This window comes from Pseudomonas syringae (assembly GCF_023278085.1).
Lineage (GTDB): Bacteria > Pseudomonadota > Gammaproteobacteria > Pseudomonadales > Pseudomonadaceae > Aquipseudomonas > Aquipseudomonas syringae_Q.
In genome coordinates, this window is the sequence record NZ_CP066265.1 from 965,491 (window position 1) to 981,736 (window position 16,246).

A 16,246-nucleotide genomic window follows, 5' to 3' on the forward strand; every position below is an offset into this window, starting at 1 on the left:
ATGAATCGTTATACCACGTGCAGGTGGTTGTCCCAGAGCCCTGCGGGCAAATCCAGAGGCTTGGCCAGCAACCCCGTTTTACGGCAATCGTAAAACCGGCACCGGCCCTGACCTGACGTCACTACGAAGCCATCTGCTACCGCACCTACGCCCGCGCAGTCGGGTAACGGTGCATCCAGCTTCAATGCGCCGCTGTCCAGATCCCAGATGAAGAACCGATTGCCACGCGGTGCGGTGAGCGCAACCAGTCGCAGCTCGCTGTGTACGGCGACGCTGGCCGTGTAGTGAGCCATTGCGCGAAGTTGCTCTTCTGCCACCGGAAACGCCTGGAACGGCTGGCCCGGACGCTTGATCGCCAGCAACTCGGCCAGCTCATGACTGGCGCCCATGAACTGTTGACCGGCAACGATGGTGCCGTCAGCGGCAATGCCCATATGCCGCACGCTGTTCATCTGTTGCGAAAGGGTTTCCTTGCTCAGCAACGTCCCGTCGCGCTGCATCAACACCAGACTGGGCTGCATGGCATCGAGGTTCATCTCCACGCGGCTTTCCGCTTCGGTGCGAATGCCGCCGTTGGCGACGGCCAGTGTCTCGCCATCCGGCATCCAGGACACCTGATGCGGACCAATGCCGTGCGTAGAGATTTCGCCTGAATACTCCAGCCGCTCACCGACAAACCGGTAGATGCCCAGCAGACCGCGGCCGGGATCGCTCGTGTCGTTTTCCGTAGCGTAAAGCCACTCGCCGTCGCGATGGATCACGGCATGGCCATAAAAGTGTCGATCAGCCTGTGACGTGATGGTTTGCAGCAAGCTACCGTTGCGCAGGTCGATCAGATAGCTTTCGGTGCCCGGACGGCGCGCGACGAAAACCGCCAGGGGCAGGCCTGGATGGTTGATGATGTCGTGGCAGCGCTGGCCGACCTGTGTGGCGAACACCTGCTTGCCGTCAAGCCGGTAACCCACCGCGTAATGCCTGCCGTCGCTATCGTCACGCGCGGAAAGCAGCAGGGGCCCCTGGTCCTTTTGCCTGAACAACATCCAGCCACCCAACATGCGAGCACTGGGCAACCATTTGGCGAGGGCCGTGGCCTGACGTCGCAACATCACTCGTCTCCTCTTGATCAGTCGCCGTCGTTGGCGTTGAAGCCCAATTGAATGCCCAGCGCCTTGGCCAGTTCGCCTTCGTGCAGGCGATGCACTGCGTTCAGGCTGTCATAGAACGCATTGAGTTGCTGGCGTCCTGCCTCGGTGGCCAGCAGGTCGGCCAGCGGCGGCTTGAGTTGCGTGAGCAATGTGCGGCTGCTGGCGTAGGCTGCATCGATTTTGTCGGCCAGGGGTTTCTGCTCGGCAGGGAGCAAGCCTCGCAAGCCTTTGTTATCAACCCCCGTCCAGACGGTTTCGGCGCTGATCAGGCTGGCTTCCAGGCTGCTGAGCGACGCTTTGCTACGCCATGCATCGGCCTGGAATGGCTGCGGCTGGCCTTTGCTCTGGCGACCCAGTGGCGTACCCAGTTTTTTCTTCAGGCTGTCCAGTGCAGTGACCTGAACACGCAGCAACTCGGCGATGGCCTCGTGGGAATCGGCGTAACGCTGGTTGGGAAACTTGCTCAGTTGCGCGAGCATGCCGTCGGTGCTGTTCCAGCTGGTGAGGATCTCTTCGGCCAGCCGTTTCTGACGCTCGCCAATGGCCATCAGCAGTGGGCAGTAACGCGCTTTCTGCTCTGCATTGGCCATGTCGATCTCGGCATCGAACAGAATATATTCGTAGGCGGACAGGCCTTGCACCACAACGCTGGCTTTGGACAGCTCATCGGCAGTGATCTGCGGTTGAGCGGCGACCAGTTGCTCGACCTGACGCCCAACCAGATTCTTCTTGTCCGGCCAGAACTGTATTTGCCAGGCACGATTGCCTTCGGCCAGCGGGCCGATCAACAGCGGTTGCAGCTCCGCCCAGGTCTTTTGTGCCTTGAGGAAATCGGCGCGGGCTGCTGCCAGATCGGTCTTGCCCTGGCAGAACGCCAGAGCGCTGGCCGCCAACTGACGATCGGCGTCTACCCAGCGACTGTAGGTCGGCAGGATCACCTGCTTGGCGATGGCCGCAGACGTGACCGCTTGAGGATCGGATGGCGAACAGGCACCCAATGCGAGAGCCGCAAGGCTGGTCAGCAACAACTTGGGTCGGAACATGTCCGGCTCCTTATTTTTTGAAGAAGTAGTCTGGGAGGGGAGCAATCATAACGAATTCAGAAAGGCGAGCAGCGCTTCACGCTGTTCGGCGTCGAATGTCAGTACTTTTCGTTGCGCCGTCTGCGCCTCGCCGCCGTGCCAGAGTATCGCCTCAAGCACCGTGCGGGCGCGACCATCATGCAACAGTTGGGTGTGTCCGCTCACCGTGCCGGTCAGGCCCAGCCCCCACAGCGGTGGCGTGCGCCATTCGCTTCCGGTGGCTTGAAACTCGGTACGATTGTCGGCCAGCCCGTCGCCCATGTCATGCAGCAGCAGGTCGCTGTAAGGGCGAATCTCCTGATTTGCCAACTCTGGCTCGGAGGCGTCGCTTCGGGTTTTGAATGCTGGGGTGTGGCACTGCTGACAGCCTGTCTCGAAAAACAGATTCTTGCCGGCCAGTACTTGAGGATCGTCCACCTTGCGACGCGCCGGAACGCCCAGATTGCGGGTATAGAACTCCACCAGACGCAGTATGTTGTCGCTGACTTCCGGCTCGCCGTCCGGGCCGTTGCCGTTTGGCGCGGCCAGGCAGTCGGTCTGGGCCGGGGTGCAGTCATCGAAGCGCCGCAGGCTGGTGGTCAGCCCCATGTCACCGGCAAACGCATGCACGTTCTGCTGGTTGAGGCTGGGCTGCCCGGCCTTCCAGCCGAAGCGTCCCATCACGACTTTCTGTTGCGCGTCGTCCCACACCCAGTTGGCGCGCCCGGAGATGCCGTCGGCGTTCTTGTCATCGGGATCGGCGTTGGCGAGGATGGCCTCGTCAGGAATGGCTTCCAGCAACCCGAGGCCAATCATCGGCGGTGCGATGCGCGCTGAAATATGGGTGTCGGTGTGCATCGGGCCATAGCCCAGCTGGGTGATGCTGAGGGTGGGCTGGCGTAACGCTACAGAAGTGCCGTCGCGAAACGTGACCGCCAGCGCGTCATATTCGACCCGCACCTTGCCCTCTGGCGCCACGCCGGGGTTGGACATGTCCTGCAATTGTCCACCGTAGGTCGGCTCGGGCAGAACACCGTTGCGCCGGATCAGGTCGGCGTAGGCCGGGTCGTCCGGAATCGACAGCCTGACCAGCATCGACACCGCATTGCTGTCGCCCGCTTCGGGTGGATGCCCGCGACCGTCCTTGATATGGCAATTCTGACAGGCGTTGGTGTTGAACAGCGGCCCGAGGCCGTCGCGAGCCGTCGTGGTAGACGGGGCGATCACCCACGGGCTGCGGAAGAAGCTGTTGCCGACGCTGAAATCCAGCCGCCGTACCGGTGACAAATTGGCCGAGGGCATGGAGAACGCGTTCTGGTCAGTCTTGCGCACCGTGGCGCTGCCTGCGGACAGCGCTTCGCCCGGCTCGGCATGCGTGAAGCGCGGGGCGTCGTCGCACCCGCTCAGGACCAGAGTCGCGAGCAAGGCAAAGAGAAGACGGAACCGCGTACTCATACACATCCTGCAACGAGGCGACATTCAGGGCGAGCAAGCTTATCAGTCCGCCGCAGTTTGAATAAGAGGGATTATCGTTTGCTGCGCCTGACGTAATGCGTTGTTACGAATCTTTCAAACCGGACGGATTCTTACCTGCTTGCCTATGCTGCGTGTGCTGCCTCACCCTGCCACCCATCGCATCACTGTCATCGTGATCTGTCTAGACTGATCACGCGTGTCGCAGCCAACAGCCCTCACAGACCAATGCCCAGCAGAGACCATTCGATGGATAACCCGGACAACAGCGCGTTCGTGACCACCACCCAGGCGCTGGAAGCGCTCTATGGCCCGATTGCTCCTCCTTCCCTCATCAAGGAAGTCGACCATATTCACCCGGCCTACCGGCCTTTCATCGAGTCGGCGCCTTTTGTTGTGCTTGCCTCTGCCGGACCCGACGGGCTCGATGCATCGCCGCGTGGAGACCAGGCGGGCTTCGTGCATATCGAGGACAGCAAGACGCTGTATCTGCCTGACCGACGCGGCAACAACCGGATCGATACCCTGCGCAACATCGTCAACGATCCGCGCGTCGCGCTCCTGTTCCTCATCCCCGGCGTCGGTGAAACCTTGCGCATCAACGGCACAGCGCAAATTTCGATTCAGCCCGAGCTGCTGTCGCGTTTCGAAGTGCAGGGGCAACGGCCCAGATCAGTCCTGCGCATCAGCGTGACCAGTGTGTATTTCCAGTGCAGCAGAGCCACCATCCGCTCTGGTCTGTGGGACGCCGCACGGCACATCGAACGCAGTGCGCTGCCCACTGCGGGGCAGATACTGAAAGCAGTTTCGGCGGCGCAAATCGACGGTGAAGCCTATGACAAGGCCTTGCCGGGACGCATTGCGGATACGTTGTATTGATAACCTGGACCGTGCTCCGACGACGTGAGTGGACGCCCATCGGATTTGCCTGCTGGAAGGTCGCTTGTGGCCGGGCGAAAGAATTGAATACAGCTTATGCCCACAGACAATAAAAAACGCCGGTCAGCGAACTGACCGGCGTTGTTTTTACAGCGCGAAACGCAGTTGATCAGAACTCGTGATCAGCGTTATCCGGGTTCAGGTCGGTGATGCCCAGCTTGCCAGCTGCTTGCTCGATGGCACCGGTCTGTTTGACCAGTGCGGCGATGGCGTCACGGACCACTTGATTGCCTGCGGTGTTGCCGGTGGCGATCAGTTGGTCGAAGTGTTCGCCTTTGTTGGCGTGATCGACGATGGCCTGCAGCTTGGCCTGGGTGTCGTCCAGGTCCGCGCGCAGTGTGGCATCGGTGGCCGGGTCTGCTTTGGCCACCAGCGACGAGAGGCTCGGGCCGCTGACTTTGCTGCCGTCGGTGCGGGTGTATTCGCCCAGATAAACGTTGCGAATGCCTTTGCCGTTATAGAAGTGCGAGTTGTGCGTGTTGTCGCTGAAGCAGTCGTGTTCGTCTTCGCTGGAGTTGGCTTCCAGCGCGACTTTCATGCGTTCGCCTGCCAGTTCGCCCAAGGACAGACTGCCCATGCCGAACAGCATCTTGCGCAGGCCGCTTTCGCCGGGCTCGGCTTCCAGCGTGGCGCGGTAGTTGTCGGCAACACCGGCTCTCCAGTTGCCGGACATTTCTTCCAGGTCGCTGACCAACAGATCGGTGACGGCTTTGAGGTAGGCCCGGCGACGGTCGTTGTGACCGCCAGTAGCGCCTGCGCCTTCAAGGTAGTCGCTGGCTGGACGATTGCCGGCGCCTGGACCTGTGCCGTTCAGGTCCTGACCCCAGAGCAGGAATTCAATGGCGTGGTAGCCCGTGGCAACGTTCGCCTCGGAACCGCCCAGCTCGTTCAGGCTGGCGAGTTTGTCGGAGGTGATCTCTTTGACGTCGACCTTGTCCTCGCCGACCTGGATTTCGGTGTTGGCGATGATGTTGGCGGTTGCGCCAGGGTTGCCCAGTGCGTGCTGGTAGTCCTTGGCCACGTAATCGATCAGGCCTTCGTCAAGGGGCCAGGCGTTAACCTGTCCTTCCCAGTCGTCGATGATGGTATTGCCGAAGCGGAATACTTCGCTCTGCATGTAAGGCACGCGGGCAGCAACCCAGGCATCCCGAGCGGCTTTCAGGGTTTCGTCATTGGGCTTGGCCAGAAACGCATCGACGGCGCTGCTCAGTTTTTTCGCGCCGGCTTCGGCATCGTCGAACACCGCTGACACCATGTTGGCGTAGTTGGCGACAACGGCTTTGGCAGCGGCATCGTCTGTCTGGGCTGCGGCGGCCGGAGCAGTAGCGGGAGCAGCAGGCGCTGGCGCGGTTGCCGGGGCGGCAGGGGTAGCGGCCGGAGCCGGCGCGGCGGCCTTGTCCTTGCCTTCACCGCAGCCGGCGAGAGAGATAGCGATGGCCAACAGACTAGCGGTTGCCAGAGGCATACGAATCATGACGGAATCCTGCGTCGATAGGGTTAAGGCGGAGGTGCGCCCAGAAAATCTGCGACATGATGCGAAAGATTTGCATTCGATGTAAAGGCAAAACGCCTTTGCCGTCGCGATCAGGTGTCCGAGAGGTTGTAACAGACGGTTTCAGGACGGTTTGCCCGTCTGTTCTGCGCGGCAACTTTCAGAGTGTGACCGGATTGCGCTGACGCGCCTGCTTCAAGTACGTCAGCAGCTCCCGGCTCGGCAGCGGTTTGCTGTACAGGTAGCCCTGACCTTCATGGCAGCCTTCGGCTACAACGTAGGCTTCTTGTTCAACGGTTTCCACGCCCTCGGCAATCACCTGCATGCCCAGGCTTTTACCCAGCTGGATAATTGCCCGCACGATCGTGGCGTCATCGTCGTCATCAATCAGGTCCTGGACGAAGCTCTTGTCGATCTTGATTTTGTCCAGCGGCAGACTTTTCAGGTAACTGAGCGATGAGTAACCCGTGCCGAAGTCATCGATGGCGATCAGCGCACCGGAGCGTCGCAAGCTGAGCAAGTGCTGGGCAGCGGTATTGATGTCTTCCATCAGGCCGGTTTCGGTGACTTCCAGTTCCAGGCTGCGAGGCGGCAGGCGGTAGATCTGCAACAGGTTGTTCACGACCCTCGGAAGCTCGGCGTGATGCAGTTGCACGGTCGACAGGTTCACCGCCATGCGTAAATCGGTGAAGCCCTGATCAAGCCACTCGCGCAGTTGACGGCAGGCCTGGTCGAGCACCCATTCGCCAATGGCGATGATGGTGCCGTTCTGCTCGGCCAGCGGGATAAACACGTCCGGTGGCACCAGGCCATGCTCCGGATGCTGCCAGCGGATCAGCGCTTCCACGCCGACCACACTGTTGTCGAGGTAGCTGACCTGCGGTTGATAGACCAGGTACAACTGATTGCGCGGCAAGGCGTCGCGCAGGTCTTTTTCGAGTTCGCGACGGCGACGCATTTCGCTGTCGACGCTGGCAATGTAGAACTGATAACGATTGCGTGAACGGGCCTTGGCCAGGGTCATGGTCTGCTCGGCTTTTTGCAACAGTTTCTCGGTGCTGTCGCCATCCTCGGGGAACAGGGTGATGCCGATGGTTGCCCTTAGCTGGATTCGTTGGTCGGCGACGTTGAACGGGGCTTCGAGCTCATCAAGAATATTTTGCGCCAGTTCTGCCGCTTCGTAGGGCTGCTCGATGGTGGCCTGAACCAGCGCAAACTGATCGCCACCCAGACGCGCCAGAGCGCCGAGTCGCCCGCTGTGCGCACGCAACCGGTCGGCGAGTGCCAGCAGCAATTGGTCGCCCGCCTGGTAGCTGAACTGCTCGTTGATGCCCTTGAAGTCATCAAGACCTACGCAGAGCACGGCAACCCGGTGCTGTTGACGTCCGGCATCCTCCAGAATCCGGTCCAGCCGGGTCTGCAACTGGAGTCGGTTGGGCAGACCGGTCAGAAAATCGTACTGCGCCAGGCGCTGCAGGTTGCTTTCCGCCTCGTGGCGCAGATAGGTGTTGCGCTCGATGGAGGCCAGCAGTTGATTGGCGGTGTTGACCCAGATCCCCAGTTCGTTTTTTTCATGCCCCTTGAGCAGCGGCAATTGATGCTCGCTGGGGCGATCCGGGTTGATGGTGGTCAGGTGTTCGATGATTTTCGATAATGGCTTGGTCAGCAGCCAGTGGTAAACCAGATACAGCACCAGCCCCATCGCCAGTGCCCGCAGTACGCCTGCGATAAAGATGATCCCGGCGTTGACCAGAAAGCTTTCGCCATAGTTGGCAGTGTCCAGTGTGATGCGCAGGTCGCCGTAGTATTCGCTGTACGGGCTGCGCCCTACCAACTGCGTGGAGAAGCTGCGCTCCTGGCCCAGAATGAGATCGGTCAGCCAGCGCGTCGGTGATGCTTTCAGCGGGCGGTCTTTTTCGGCAAGCAGGGTTTCGTTGGGATGTCCGATCGAGGCCATGCGCACCGACTCGTCCTGAAACAGGCCTTCGATGACCTGCATGCCCATTTCCCTGTCCAGGCTGTAGACCGCCTGGGTCGAAGGATCGCGAAACATGCCGAGAATCCGTTCGGCATCGCTCGCCACGGTTTGCCGGGTCTTGTACGCATCGAAAACGATTTGCGCACAGCTCAATACGACGCCTACCAGAAGCGCCGACAGCAGCACGACACGCAGCAACTTTACCGACAGGCTGTTCTTGAGTTCCAGCTTCAATGGCCGTTCCTTAGTTCGTGTCGAAGGGCGCGTATGGCCCCGTCACCCTCGAAAAACCGGACTGACCCAAGGGGGGCCGCCCGGCTGATCTTCGCGTTCCTTGCACCCACTGGCCCACGCCACCTCGATGCAGCGGGCGGCCGTGTGCGTAACTTGAGCAGGACACTGTAAAGAATTCAGTCGTGATAATTAGCTAACTAGCGTTTTCTGACAATACACAAAGTATAGGCGGCAGGTGAAAAAACATTTCTGTTTCGCATGGAGGGGAACCCGGTCGTCCGGGGTCATTTCGCTGAAGACAGGCCATAAAAAACCCGGCGCATGGCCGGGTTCTTCAGGGTTGCCGGACTCAGGAGGCGAATTGCTCAGCCACGAATTTCCAGTTCACCAGGTTCCAGAACGCTTCTACATACTTTGGACGCAGGTTGCGGTAGTCGATGTAGTAGGCGTGTTCCCAGACATCGCAGGTCAGCAACGGTTTGTCACCGCTGGTCAGCGGGTTACCAGCGCCGATGGTGCTGGCCAGTGCCAGGGAGCCATCAGCCTTTTTCACCAGCCAGCCCCAGCCGGAGCCGAACGTGCCGATGGAAGTCTTGCTGAACTCTTCCTTGAACTTCTCGAACGAGCCGAAGGCGGCGTTGATCGCATCGGCCAGCGCGCCGGTAGGCTCGCCGCCGGCGTTTGGCGCCAGGCAGTTCCAGTAGAACGTGTGGTTCCAGACCTGAGCGGCGTTGTTGAAGATACCGCCCGAGGAGGTCTTGATGATCTCTTCCAGGGTCTTGCCTTCGAACTCGGTGCCTGGCACCAGGTTGTTCAGGTTCACGACGTAGGTGTTGTGGTGCTTGTCGTGGTGATATTCCAGAGTCTCCGCAGAAATGTGCGGCACCAGAGCGTCTTTGGCGTAGGGCAGTGGCGGCAATTCAAAAGCCATGGTTTATCTCCTTTCAGGTCAATAGCGGTAATCGCGTGGCCGATCACGGGCGGCCAGATACAGCATGCACCGGGAGTTTTACTCTTTTGCGGCGCAGACCCCGGACTATAGCACCGGGCCTGCGGCTTAACCACGCAACAACTGTGTGGGATAGAGGTTCCCAGGCGATTGACTCTGCGGTCATGAAACCCGTCAGGCTGACCGTATCAACTGGAAGGCCACGCTGAACATCATCACCGCGATCATCAGGTCCAGCGCGCGCCAGGTGGCAGGGCGGGCCAGCCAGGGAGCCAGCCACGCCGCGCCCAAGGCCAGGCTCGAGAACCACAGCAGCGAAGCGCTGGCTGCGCCGGCGACATACGCGCCAGGTACGCCCTGTTGTGCGCCCAGCGAGCCGATCAGCAACACGGTGTCCAGATAGACATGCGGGTTGAGCAAGGTGACGGCCAATGCGCTGAGCAACACGGTGCGCAGCGATTTTCTGCCAACCGCTGCGCTGTGCTCCAGGCTTTGCCGAGAGCAGGCGCGGCGCAATGCCTGCAGACCGTACCAGCTGAGGAATATCACGCCGCCCCAGCGCGCCACTGCCAGCAAGGTCGGATTCTGTGCCAATACGTTGGCCAGACCGAACACGCCTGCCGCCACCAGCAGGGCGTCGCAGACAATGCACAGCATCGCCACGGCCACATGATGTTCACGACGCAGGCCCTGAGCCAGCACAAAAGCATTTTGAGTGCCGATAGCCATGATCAGGCCTGCCGCGATCAGCAGCCCATTGAGGTAGCTTTGCCACATAAGGATGTTCCATTGAGCAGATTCAGATAGCCATTCTTATGGGGCGAGCGTTATAAGGAAAACCAATAATCCTCATCGCTCATTAGGAAAACTGATGTTCGACTATAAATTGCTATCGGCGCTGGCTGCCGTGATCGAGCAAGCCGGGTTCGAGCGTGCCGCTCAGGTGCTCGGGCTTTCTCAGTCAGCTGTCTCGCAACGCATCAAATTGCTGGAGGCGCGCATAGGCCTGCCGGTGCTGGTGCGCGCCACGCCGCCGAGCCCGACCGACATAGGCCGACGCCTGCTCAATCATGTGCAGCAGGTACGACTGCTGGAACGCGATCTGCAAAGCCAGGTGCCTGCCCTGGATGAAGAAGGTATGCCCGAGCGTTTGCGGATCGCCTTGAACGCCGACAGCCTGGCAACCTGGTGGGCACCGGCGATTGGTGACTTCTGCACGCAGCATCGTCTGTTGCTGGACCTGGTGGTCGAAGATCAGGACGTCGGGCTCAAACGCATGCGTGCCGGTGAAGTCGCGGCCTGCCTGTGTGGCAGCGAGCGCCCGGTGGCCGGTGCGCGCAGTCAGTTGCTGGGGGCGATGCGCTATCGGGCGCTGGCCAGCCCGGCCTTCATCGCTCGCCATTTTCCGGACGGTGTCAGCCCGGAAAAGCTGGCCAGATCCGCGGCGCTGGTCTACGGCCCGGATGATCTTTTGCAGCATCGTTATCTGGCATTGCTTGGTGTGCAGGACGGTTTCGAGCATCATTTGTGCCCGTCCTCCGAGGGTTTCATCCGTATGATCGAAGCCGGAATGGGCTGGGGGCTGGCGCCCGAGCTGCAAGTGCGCGAGCAATTACGCAGTGGCACGCTGCTTGAACTGCTGCCGGATCGCTGTATTGATGTGCCGCTGTACTGGCACCATTGGCGCAACGGCGGTCAGTTGCTGACACGTCTCACCGAGCATCTGGCACAACATGCTGCCCACTGGCTGGTGCCGTTGAGCAATGAATGATCGTCATTACGATCATGTGTAATCAATGCGGGTCGGGTTACTCCCGTCACGCAGACGCGTTAATGGAGCGGTAAATGAAAATTCTGGTCACCGGCGCAAGCGGCTTCATCGGCGGACGCTTTGCGCGTTTCGCCCTTGAACAGGGCATGAGCGTGCGGATCAATGGCCGTCGTGCCGATGCTGTCGAGCATCTGGTCAGGCGCGGCGCCGAGTTCATTCAGGGCGACCTCGCCGACCCGTATCTGGTGCGAGCGCTGTGCGATGACGTCGAAGCCGTGGTGCATTGTGCCGGCTCCGTCGGCGTGTGGGGGCGTCGTCAGGATTTTGTGCAGGGCAACGTGCAGCTCACCGAGAACATTGTCGAGGGCTGCCTGAAACAAAGAGTACGCAGGCTGGTCCACCTGTCATCGCCGTCGATCTATTTCAATGGTCACTCGCGCCGCGATATCACCGAAGACCAGGTGCCCAAGCGCTTCCACAACCACTACGCGGCCAGCAAATACCTGGCCGAGCAAAAGGTCTTTGGCGCCGAAGAGTTCGGCCTGGAAGTGATTGCCCTGCGGCCGCGCTTTGTCACCGGTGCAGGTGACAACAGTATTTTTCCGCGCCTCCTGCACATGCAGCGCAAGAAGCGTCTGTCGATTGTCGGCAATGGCCTGAATATGGTCGATTTCACCAGCATGCAGAATCTCAATGAAGCGTTGTTGAGCAGCTTGCTGGCAACCGGGTCTGCGCTGGGCAAGGCGTACAACATCAGCAATGGCACGCCGGTCCCGTTGTGGGATGCGATCAATTATGTGATGCGGCAGATGCAGTTGCCGCAGGTTACCCGCTATCGTGCATACGGGCTGGCCTACGGTGCGGCGGCGATCAACGAAGCGGCCTGCATGCTATGGCCAGGCCGACCTGAACCTACGCTGTCCAGACTGGGCATGCAGGTCATGAACAAGGACTTCACGCTTGATATCAGCCGTGCAAGGCATTATCTGGACTATCAGCCGCAGGTCAGCCTGTGGACGGCACTGGATGAATTCTGCGGCTGGTGGCGGGTACAGAACGGGATGTGAATGCAGTAGTGGCACAGTGAGATTGGTCACGGTGCTGTTGTTATACTGCCCGACTTTGGTTTCAACAGCTTCCTGAAGGGTTATCCATGCGCAACGATCCATACGATGACGTCGATGACGTTCCCCACCTCAGCGCCAAAGACGACGATGACGATTTCGTCGTGGGCAGTGAAGCGCGTGATCGCACCACGGTCTATTCGCGCACCACGCCAGTGGTCAAGGTCAAGGGACCGAGCACCGGGCCACTCTGGGCATTGGTTGGCGCGCTGTTCATTGCGTTTTGCGGCCTGGGCTGGTGGAGCTTTCAGCAGGTGTCCCTGATGGAGCAACAACTGGTGGCGACGCAGGAAAGCTTTGCGCGCATCAGCGAAGAAGCGGCGGGGCGTTTGCAGGATATCTCCGGCAAGGTCGTGGCCACCGAATCGCTGTCCAGCGACGGCGAAGCCCTCAAGCAGCGCATCAAGTTGCTCGAAGCGCAACTGGAAGATCAGGACAAGCAGCGTGAAGGCGTTGAAGGTCAGCAGGGCAGCCTCGACAAGCGCCTGGAGCAGATGGCCGCGCAAACGGCGCAACAGCAAACCGAAAACGCGCAGACGCAGGAACAATTGAAAAGCGTTGTCGCTGAACTGGCTGCGCTGAAAACCGCGCTGCCTGACCTGAAAACCGCTCAGGCTGAGCAGGGCAAGCTGGATGCGCAGATCAAAAGCGTGGCAGCCGATGTCGCCACGTTGAAAAAGCAGGGCAATCCGTCTGCCGCTGTCGAACGCCTGGAGCAGGACCTGATGGTTCTGAAAAGCCAGCAGGAAAACCGCCCGGCGCCGTCAGCAGAAACCAATACCGCCGAGTTCGACGCGTTTCGTGCTCAAGTCACTCGTAACATCAATACCCTGACCAGCCAGATCCAGAATCTGTCGCAACAGCTCAACGCACGTCGTTAAAACCGGGCCTTGCCTGCTGCTATTCATAGCGGCAGGCAGGTGGCCCGGTTTTTTTTTGCACTCGTTAAATAGTTATATGCCTGCCAATTGAGGGAAGGCATACGCTTGCCTGGCAGTTAAATAAATTGAGTTTCAATAATGAATGGAATCAAGGATATGCGCCCCAATACGTCGGAAGAAACCATCGAAAGAGATGACATCGTTGCTGAAGAACTTCAGGCCATGCATCCAGAGTATCTGGTATCAAACAAACCAAAAGTAGCCGTCAAGCCTCCGGTCAAGGTGACAAATCCAGTCAAACCGCCGGTGAAACCCCCGGTCAAGACAACGGACCCGGTCAAGCCGCCCGTCAAGCCCCCGGTCAAGACAACGGATCCGGTCAAGCCGCCCGTCAAACCGCCGGTCAAGACAACGGACCCGGTCAAGCCGCCGGTCAAACCGCAGGTCAAGCCCTCTACCAGTGAGCCGGTACCGCAGACGGTGCCCCCGATGCCTGCGGCACCCTCGCGTCTGGACAAACTACTGGCGGTCGTCAACACCACAACGGGCGTCCTGCAACTGGTCCAGCCGCCCAACAGCGTGACCAACCCGGACGGCACGGTCAGCTATCCAAACGGCAGCGTCGAGTCTGCAGATGGTCAATCCGTCACCCATCCTGACGGAGCCGTGCAGAACCTGGACGGCACGACTGTACATGCTGACGGCTCGATAGAGCACCCCAATGGTGATGTCCAGCACAAGGACGGAACCTGGGTTTTTGCAGATGGGTCGGTCAATTACCCGGACGGCCGCTGGAAAATGGTGGATGGTACGATCACTGATGCCGAAGGCAACGTGTTAGGTACGGTCAAGCCTGACGCTGCACCGTAACGGTTACCGTTTCATGGGTGATAAAAAAACCCTGGCTCTTGCGAGTCAGGGTTTTTTACTTTGCTGTGATGTCTTACAGGCGCGGGTAGTCGATGTAACCGACCGGCCCTTTGGCGTAGAACGTTTCGGGATGAGCTTCATTTAGAGGCGCATCACTGGCCAGCCGCTCAGGCAGGTCCGGGTTGGCGATGTACGGCACACCGAACGCGATTGCGTCGGCCTTGCCTTCTGCCAGCCAGGCATTGGCGCTGTCTTTGGTGAACTTCTCGTTGGCGATATAAACGCCGCCGAAGTCTTTCTTCAACTGCGGGCCAAGGCTGTCTTCGGCGTCACGCTCACGCGCACAAATGAACGCGATACCGCGCTTGCCGAGTTCCCTGGCCACGTAGCTGAAGGTTTCAGCCCGGTTTTCATCACTCATGTCATGCATGTCGGCGCGCGGCGACAGGTGCACACCTACGCGGCCAGCGCCCCACACGTCAATGACTGCATCGGTCACTTCCAGCAACAGGCGGGCACGGTTTTCTACCGAACCACCGTACTCGTCAGTGCGCTGGTTGCTGCCGCTCAGCAGGAACTGCTCCAGCAGGTAGCCATTGGCACCATGGACTTCCACGCCGTCGAAGCCGGCTGCCTTGGCGTTTTCCGCGCCGACCCGGTAGGCCTCGATGATGTCGCCGATTTCCGCCAGCTCCAGCGCGCGTGGCACTGGCAGTGGTGTGATCGGGCGCATCAGGCTCACATGCCCTTCAGCCGCAATGGCGCTTGGCGCGACCGGGGTTTCGCCGTTCAGGTACGAAGGGTGGGAAATGCGCCCTACGTGCCACAACTGCAGCGCGATGCGGCCACCGGCGTTATGCACCGCCTTGGTGATGTTGCTCCAGCCACGCACCTGATCATTGGACCAGATGCCAGGGGTGTCCGGGTAGCCCACGCCCATCGGCGTGACCGAGGTAGCTTCAGTCAGGATCAGGCCTGCCGAAGCGCGCTGTACGTAATACTCGGACATCAGTGCGTTGGGCACGCGACCTTCATCGGCGCGGCAGCGTGTCAGCGGCGCCATGATGATACGGTTTGGCAGTTGCAGATCGCCAAGGGTGATCGGGTCAAAGATAGTCGTCATGTATCGAATCCTCGTAATTGATCAATGCGTAGCGTGTGCCAGATCCGGGTTGCCGGTCTGACGGAAAGTAATCAGGGTGATCAGCAGCGCGAGCACTGCCAGTACGGCTGCCGCCAGCGGCACGCTGGTCAGGCCCAGGCCGTGAGCGATAACGCTGCCGCCGACCCAGGCGCCCAGCGCGTTGCCGACGTTGAAGGCGCCGATGTTCAAGGTCGAAACCAGATTGGGTGCCGCTTTGCCGAAGGTCACCACGTTGATCTGCAACGCCGGGACCGCAGCGAAGGCCGCGACCGCCCAGAGGAACAGGGTGATTTCAGTCGGGATCAGCGACGCGCTGGTCCAGCTGAAGACGGTGGAAATCACGGCCATCGAAACGAACACGGCAATCAGCGTGGACGACAGGCGGCGGTCGGCCATCTTGCCGCCGAGCACGTTACCGGCGGTCAGGCCAAGGCCGATCAGCAGCAAGGTCCAGGTCACGCCGTTGGGCGACACGCCAGTCACTTCGCCGAGCAGCGGGGCGATGTAGGTGAACAGGGTGAACATGGAGGCTGAAAACAGCGCAGTCATGCTCAGCGACAGCCAGATACCGGCACCTCGCAAGGCGCCCAGTTCGGCGCGCATGTCGAGCTTTTCTTCATTGCGATTGGTCGGCAGGAAGCGGATCAGGCCGATCAGCGCAATCACGCCGATGACGGTCACTGCCCAGAACGTCGAACGCCAGCCTGCGTATTGACCCAATGCGGTGCCCAGCGGCACACCCAGCACGTTGGCCAGGGTCAGACCGGTGAACATCAAGGCCACAGCGGATGCACGACGGTTGGCCGGCACCAAGCCTGCGGCAACCACCGAGCCGATACCGAAGAACGCGCCGTGGCACAGCGCCGTCACCACTCGGGCGAACATCAGCACGTTGTAGTCACTGGCCAGCGCACACAGCAGGTTGCCGATGATGAAAATCCCCATCAACGTAACCAGCGCAGCCTTGCGTGGCAGCTTTGCGGTGGCCATGGCCATGAACGGTGCGCCGACGGCGACGCCGAGGGCGTAGCCGGTTACCAGCCAGCCAGCGCCAGGGATCGATACACCGAGGTCGGCGGCGACGTCGGGCAGCAGGCCCATAATGACGAATTCAGTGGTGCCGATGGCGAAGGCGCTCAGGGCCAGAATGAGTAACGAAAGGGGCACGGGGCACCTCCAGAAATA

Annotated in this window: 14 protein-coding genes; 5 read left to right on the plus strand and 9 right to left on the minus strand. The window is 60.3% G+C overall.

Annotation, left to right across the window (positions count from 1 at the left end; all coding sequences use genetic code 11):
* Positions 1-8: 8 nt before the first annotated feature.
* The 3 genes from I9H07_RS04440 to I9H07_RS04450 are packed head-to-tail and all read right to left on the minus strand — an operon-like array spanning position 9 to position 3,661.
* The gene (locus I9H07_RS04440; RefSeq protein ID WP_419204392.1) at positions 9-1,106 is read right to left on the minus strand and encodes a DUF1513 domain-containing protein; all 1,098 of its coding nucleotides are present in this window, start codon (positions 1,104-1,106) and stop codon (positions 9-11) included.
* Between the two features lie 17 nt (positions 1,107-1,123).
* A complete protein-coding gene (locus I9H07_RS04445; protein WP_024671993.1) occupies positions 1,124-2,188 on the minus strand; it encodes an imelysin family protein in 1,065 nt (354 codons plus the stop codon).
* Between the two features lie 45 nt (positions 2,189-2,233).
* Positions 2,234-3,661, minus strand: coding sequence for a di-heme oxidoredictase family protein (locus I9H07_RS04450; protein ID WP_236424713.1), 1,428 nt, complete (start codon positions 3,659-3,661; stop codon positions 2,234-2,236).
* 267 nt (positions 3,662-3,928) lie between these two features.
* On the opposite strand from I9H07_RS04450, the gene I9H07_RS04455 reads away from it, so the two are divergent.
* Positions 3,929-4,558, plus strand: coding sequence for a pyridoxamine 5'-phosphate oxidase family protein (locus I9H07_RS04455; protein WP_058392554.1), 630 nt, complete (start codon positions 3,929-3,931; stop codon positions 4,556-4,558).
* 169 nt (positions 4,559-4,727) lie between these two features.
* Here the strand turns inward: I9H07_RS04455 and I9H07_RS04460 are convergent, their stop codons facing one another.
* The 4 genes from I9H07_RS04460 to I9H07_RS04475 form a co-directional block, all read right to left on the minus strand.
* Positions 4,728-6,092: an imelysin family protein gene (locus tag I9H07_RS04460; protein WP_058824376.1), complete on the minus strand. Its 1,365-nt coding sequence runs from the start codon at positions 6,090-6,092 to the stop codon at positions 4,728-4,730.
* Between the two features lie 178 nt (positions 6,093-6,270).
* A complete protein-coding gene (locus tag I9H07_RS04465) occupies positions 6,271-8,322 on the minus strand; it encodes a putative bifunctional diguanylate cyclase/phosphodiesterase (RefSeq protein ID WP_236424712.1) in 2,052 nt (683 codons plus the stop codon).
* A gap of 349 nt (positions 8,323-8,671) precedes the next feature.
* Positions 8,672-9,253 (minus strand): superoxide dismutase [Fe], encoded by a 582-nt coding sequence (sodB, locus tag I9H07_RS04470; protein WP_024671998.1) that lies wholly within the window; start codon positions 9,251-9,253, stop codon positions 8,672-8,674.
* 192 nt (positions 9,254-9,445) lie between these two features.
* On the minus strand, positions 9,446-10,048 hold the full coding sequence (locus I9H07_RS04475; protein ID WP_058392555.1) for a LysE/ArgO family amino acid transporter: 603 nt from the start codon (positions 10,046-10,048) through the stop codon (positions 9,446-9,448).
* Positions 10,049-10,142: 94 nt separating this feature from the next.
* Here I9H07_RS04475 and I9H07_RS04480 point away from each other — a divergent pair, with 94 nt between their 5' ends.
* The 4 genes from I9H07_RS04480 to I9H07_RS04495 all read left to right on the plus strand — a co-directional run bounded on the left by I9H07_RS04480 (position 10,143) and on the right by I9H07_RS04495 (position 13,917).
* Entirely contained in the window at positions 10,143-11,042 is a 900-nt protein-coding gene (locus tag I9H07_RS04480) for a LysR family transcriptional regulator ArgP (protein ID WP_024672000.1), read from the plus strand.
* 74 nt (positions 11,043-11,116) lie between these two features.
* A complete protein-coding gene (locus tag I9H07_RS04485) occupies positions 11,117-12,109 on the plus strand; it encodes an NAD-dependent epimerase/dehydratase family protein (RefSeq protein ID WP_058392557.1) in 993 nt (330 codons plus the stop codon).
* A gap of 86 nt (positions 12,110-12,195) precedes the next feature.
* Positions 12,196-13,047, plus strand: a complete 852-nt coding sequence (locus I9H07_RS04490; RefSeq protein ID WP_024672002.1) for a hypothetical protein — start codon at positions 12,196-12,198, stop codon at positions 13,045-13,047.
* A gap of 138 nt (positions 13,048-13,185) precedes the next feature.
* Positions 13,186-13,917, plus strand: coding sequence for a hypothetical protein (locus I9H07_RS04495; RefSeq protein WP_236424710.1), 732 nt, complete (start codon positions 13,186-13,188; stop codon positions 13,915-13,917).
* 73 nt (positions 13,918-13,990) lie between these two features.
* Here the strand turns inward: I9H07_RS04495 and I9H07_RS04500 are convergent, their stop codons facing one another.
* Both I9H07_RS04500 and I9H07_RS04505 read right to left on the minus strand, forming a co-directional pair.
* Complete coding sequence (locus I9H07_RS04500; RefSeq protein WP_024673393.1) at positions 13,991-15,040, minus strand: alkene reductase; 1,050 nt, start codon at positions 15,038-15,040, stop codon at positions 13,991-13,993.
* A 21-nt stretch (positions 15,041-15,061) separates the two neighbouring features.
* Positions 15,062-16,228, minus strand: coding sequence for an MFS transporter (locus I9H07_RS04505; RefSeq protein ID WP_024673392.1), 1,167 nt, complete (start codon positions 16,226-16,228; stop codon positions 15,062-15,064).
* Between the last annotated feature and the right edge of the window lie 18 nt (positions 16,229-16,246).

What these genes read in the sequence shown, in the direction of transcription:
- I9H07_RS04440 (WP_419204392.1), bottom strand. Translation starts at nt 1,106, where the DNA reads ATGTTGCGACGTCAGGCCACGGCCCTCGCCAAATGGTTGCCCAGTGCT.
- I9H07_RS04445 (WP_024671993.1), bottom strand. Translation starts at nt 2,188, where the DNA reads ATGTTCCGACCCAAGTTGTTGCTGACCAGCCTTGCGGCTCTCGCATTG.
- I9H07_RS04450 (WP_236424713.1), bottom strand. Translation starts at nt 3,661, where the DNA reads ATGAGTACGCGGTTCCGTCTTCTCTTTGCCTTGCTCGCGACTCTGGTC.
- I9H07_RS04455 (WP_058392554.1), top strand. Translation starts at nt 3,929, where the DNA reads ATGGATAACCCGGACAACAGCGCGTTCGTGACCACCACCCAGGCGCTG.
- I9H07_RS04460 (WP_058824376.1), bottom strand. Translation starts at nt 6,092, where the DNA reads ATGATTCGTATGCCTCTGGCAACCGCTAGTCTGTTGGCCATCGCTATC.
- sodB (WP_024671998.1), bottom strand. Translation starts at nt 9,253, where the DNA reads ATGGCTTTTGAATTGCCGCCACTGCCCTACGCCAAAGACGCTCTGGTG.
- I9H07_RS04475 (WP_058392555.1), bottom strand. Translation starts at nt 10,048, where the DNA reads ATGTGGCAAAGCTACCTCAATGGGCTGCTGATCGCGGCAGGCCTGATC.
- I9H07_RS04480 (WP_024672000.1), top strand. Translation starts at nt 10,143, where the DNA reads ATGTTCGACTATAAATTGCTATCGGCGCTGGCTGCCGTGATCGAGCAA.
- I9H07_RS04485 (WP_058392557.1), top strand. Translation starts at nt 11,117, where the DNA reads ATGAAAATTCTGGTCACCGGCGCAAGCGGCTTCATCGGCGGACGCTTT.
- I9H07_RS04490 (WP_024672002.1), top strand. Translation starts at nt 12,196, where the DNA reads ATGCGCAACGATCCATACGATGACGTCGATGACGTTCCCCACCTCAGC.
- I9H07_RS04495 (WP_236424710.1), top strand. Translation starts at nt 13,186, where the DNA reads ATGAATGGAATCAAGGATATGCGCCCCAATACGTCGGAAGAAACCATC.
- I9H07_RS04500 (WP_024673393.1), bottom strand. Translation starts at nt 15,040, where the DNA reads ATGACGACTATCTTTGACCCGATCACCCTTGGCGATCTGCAACTGCCA.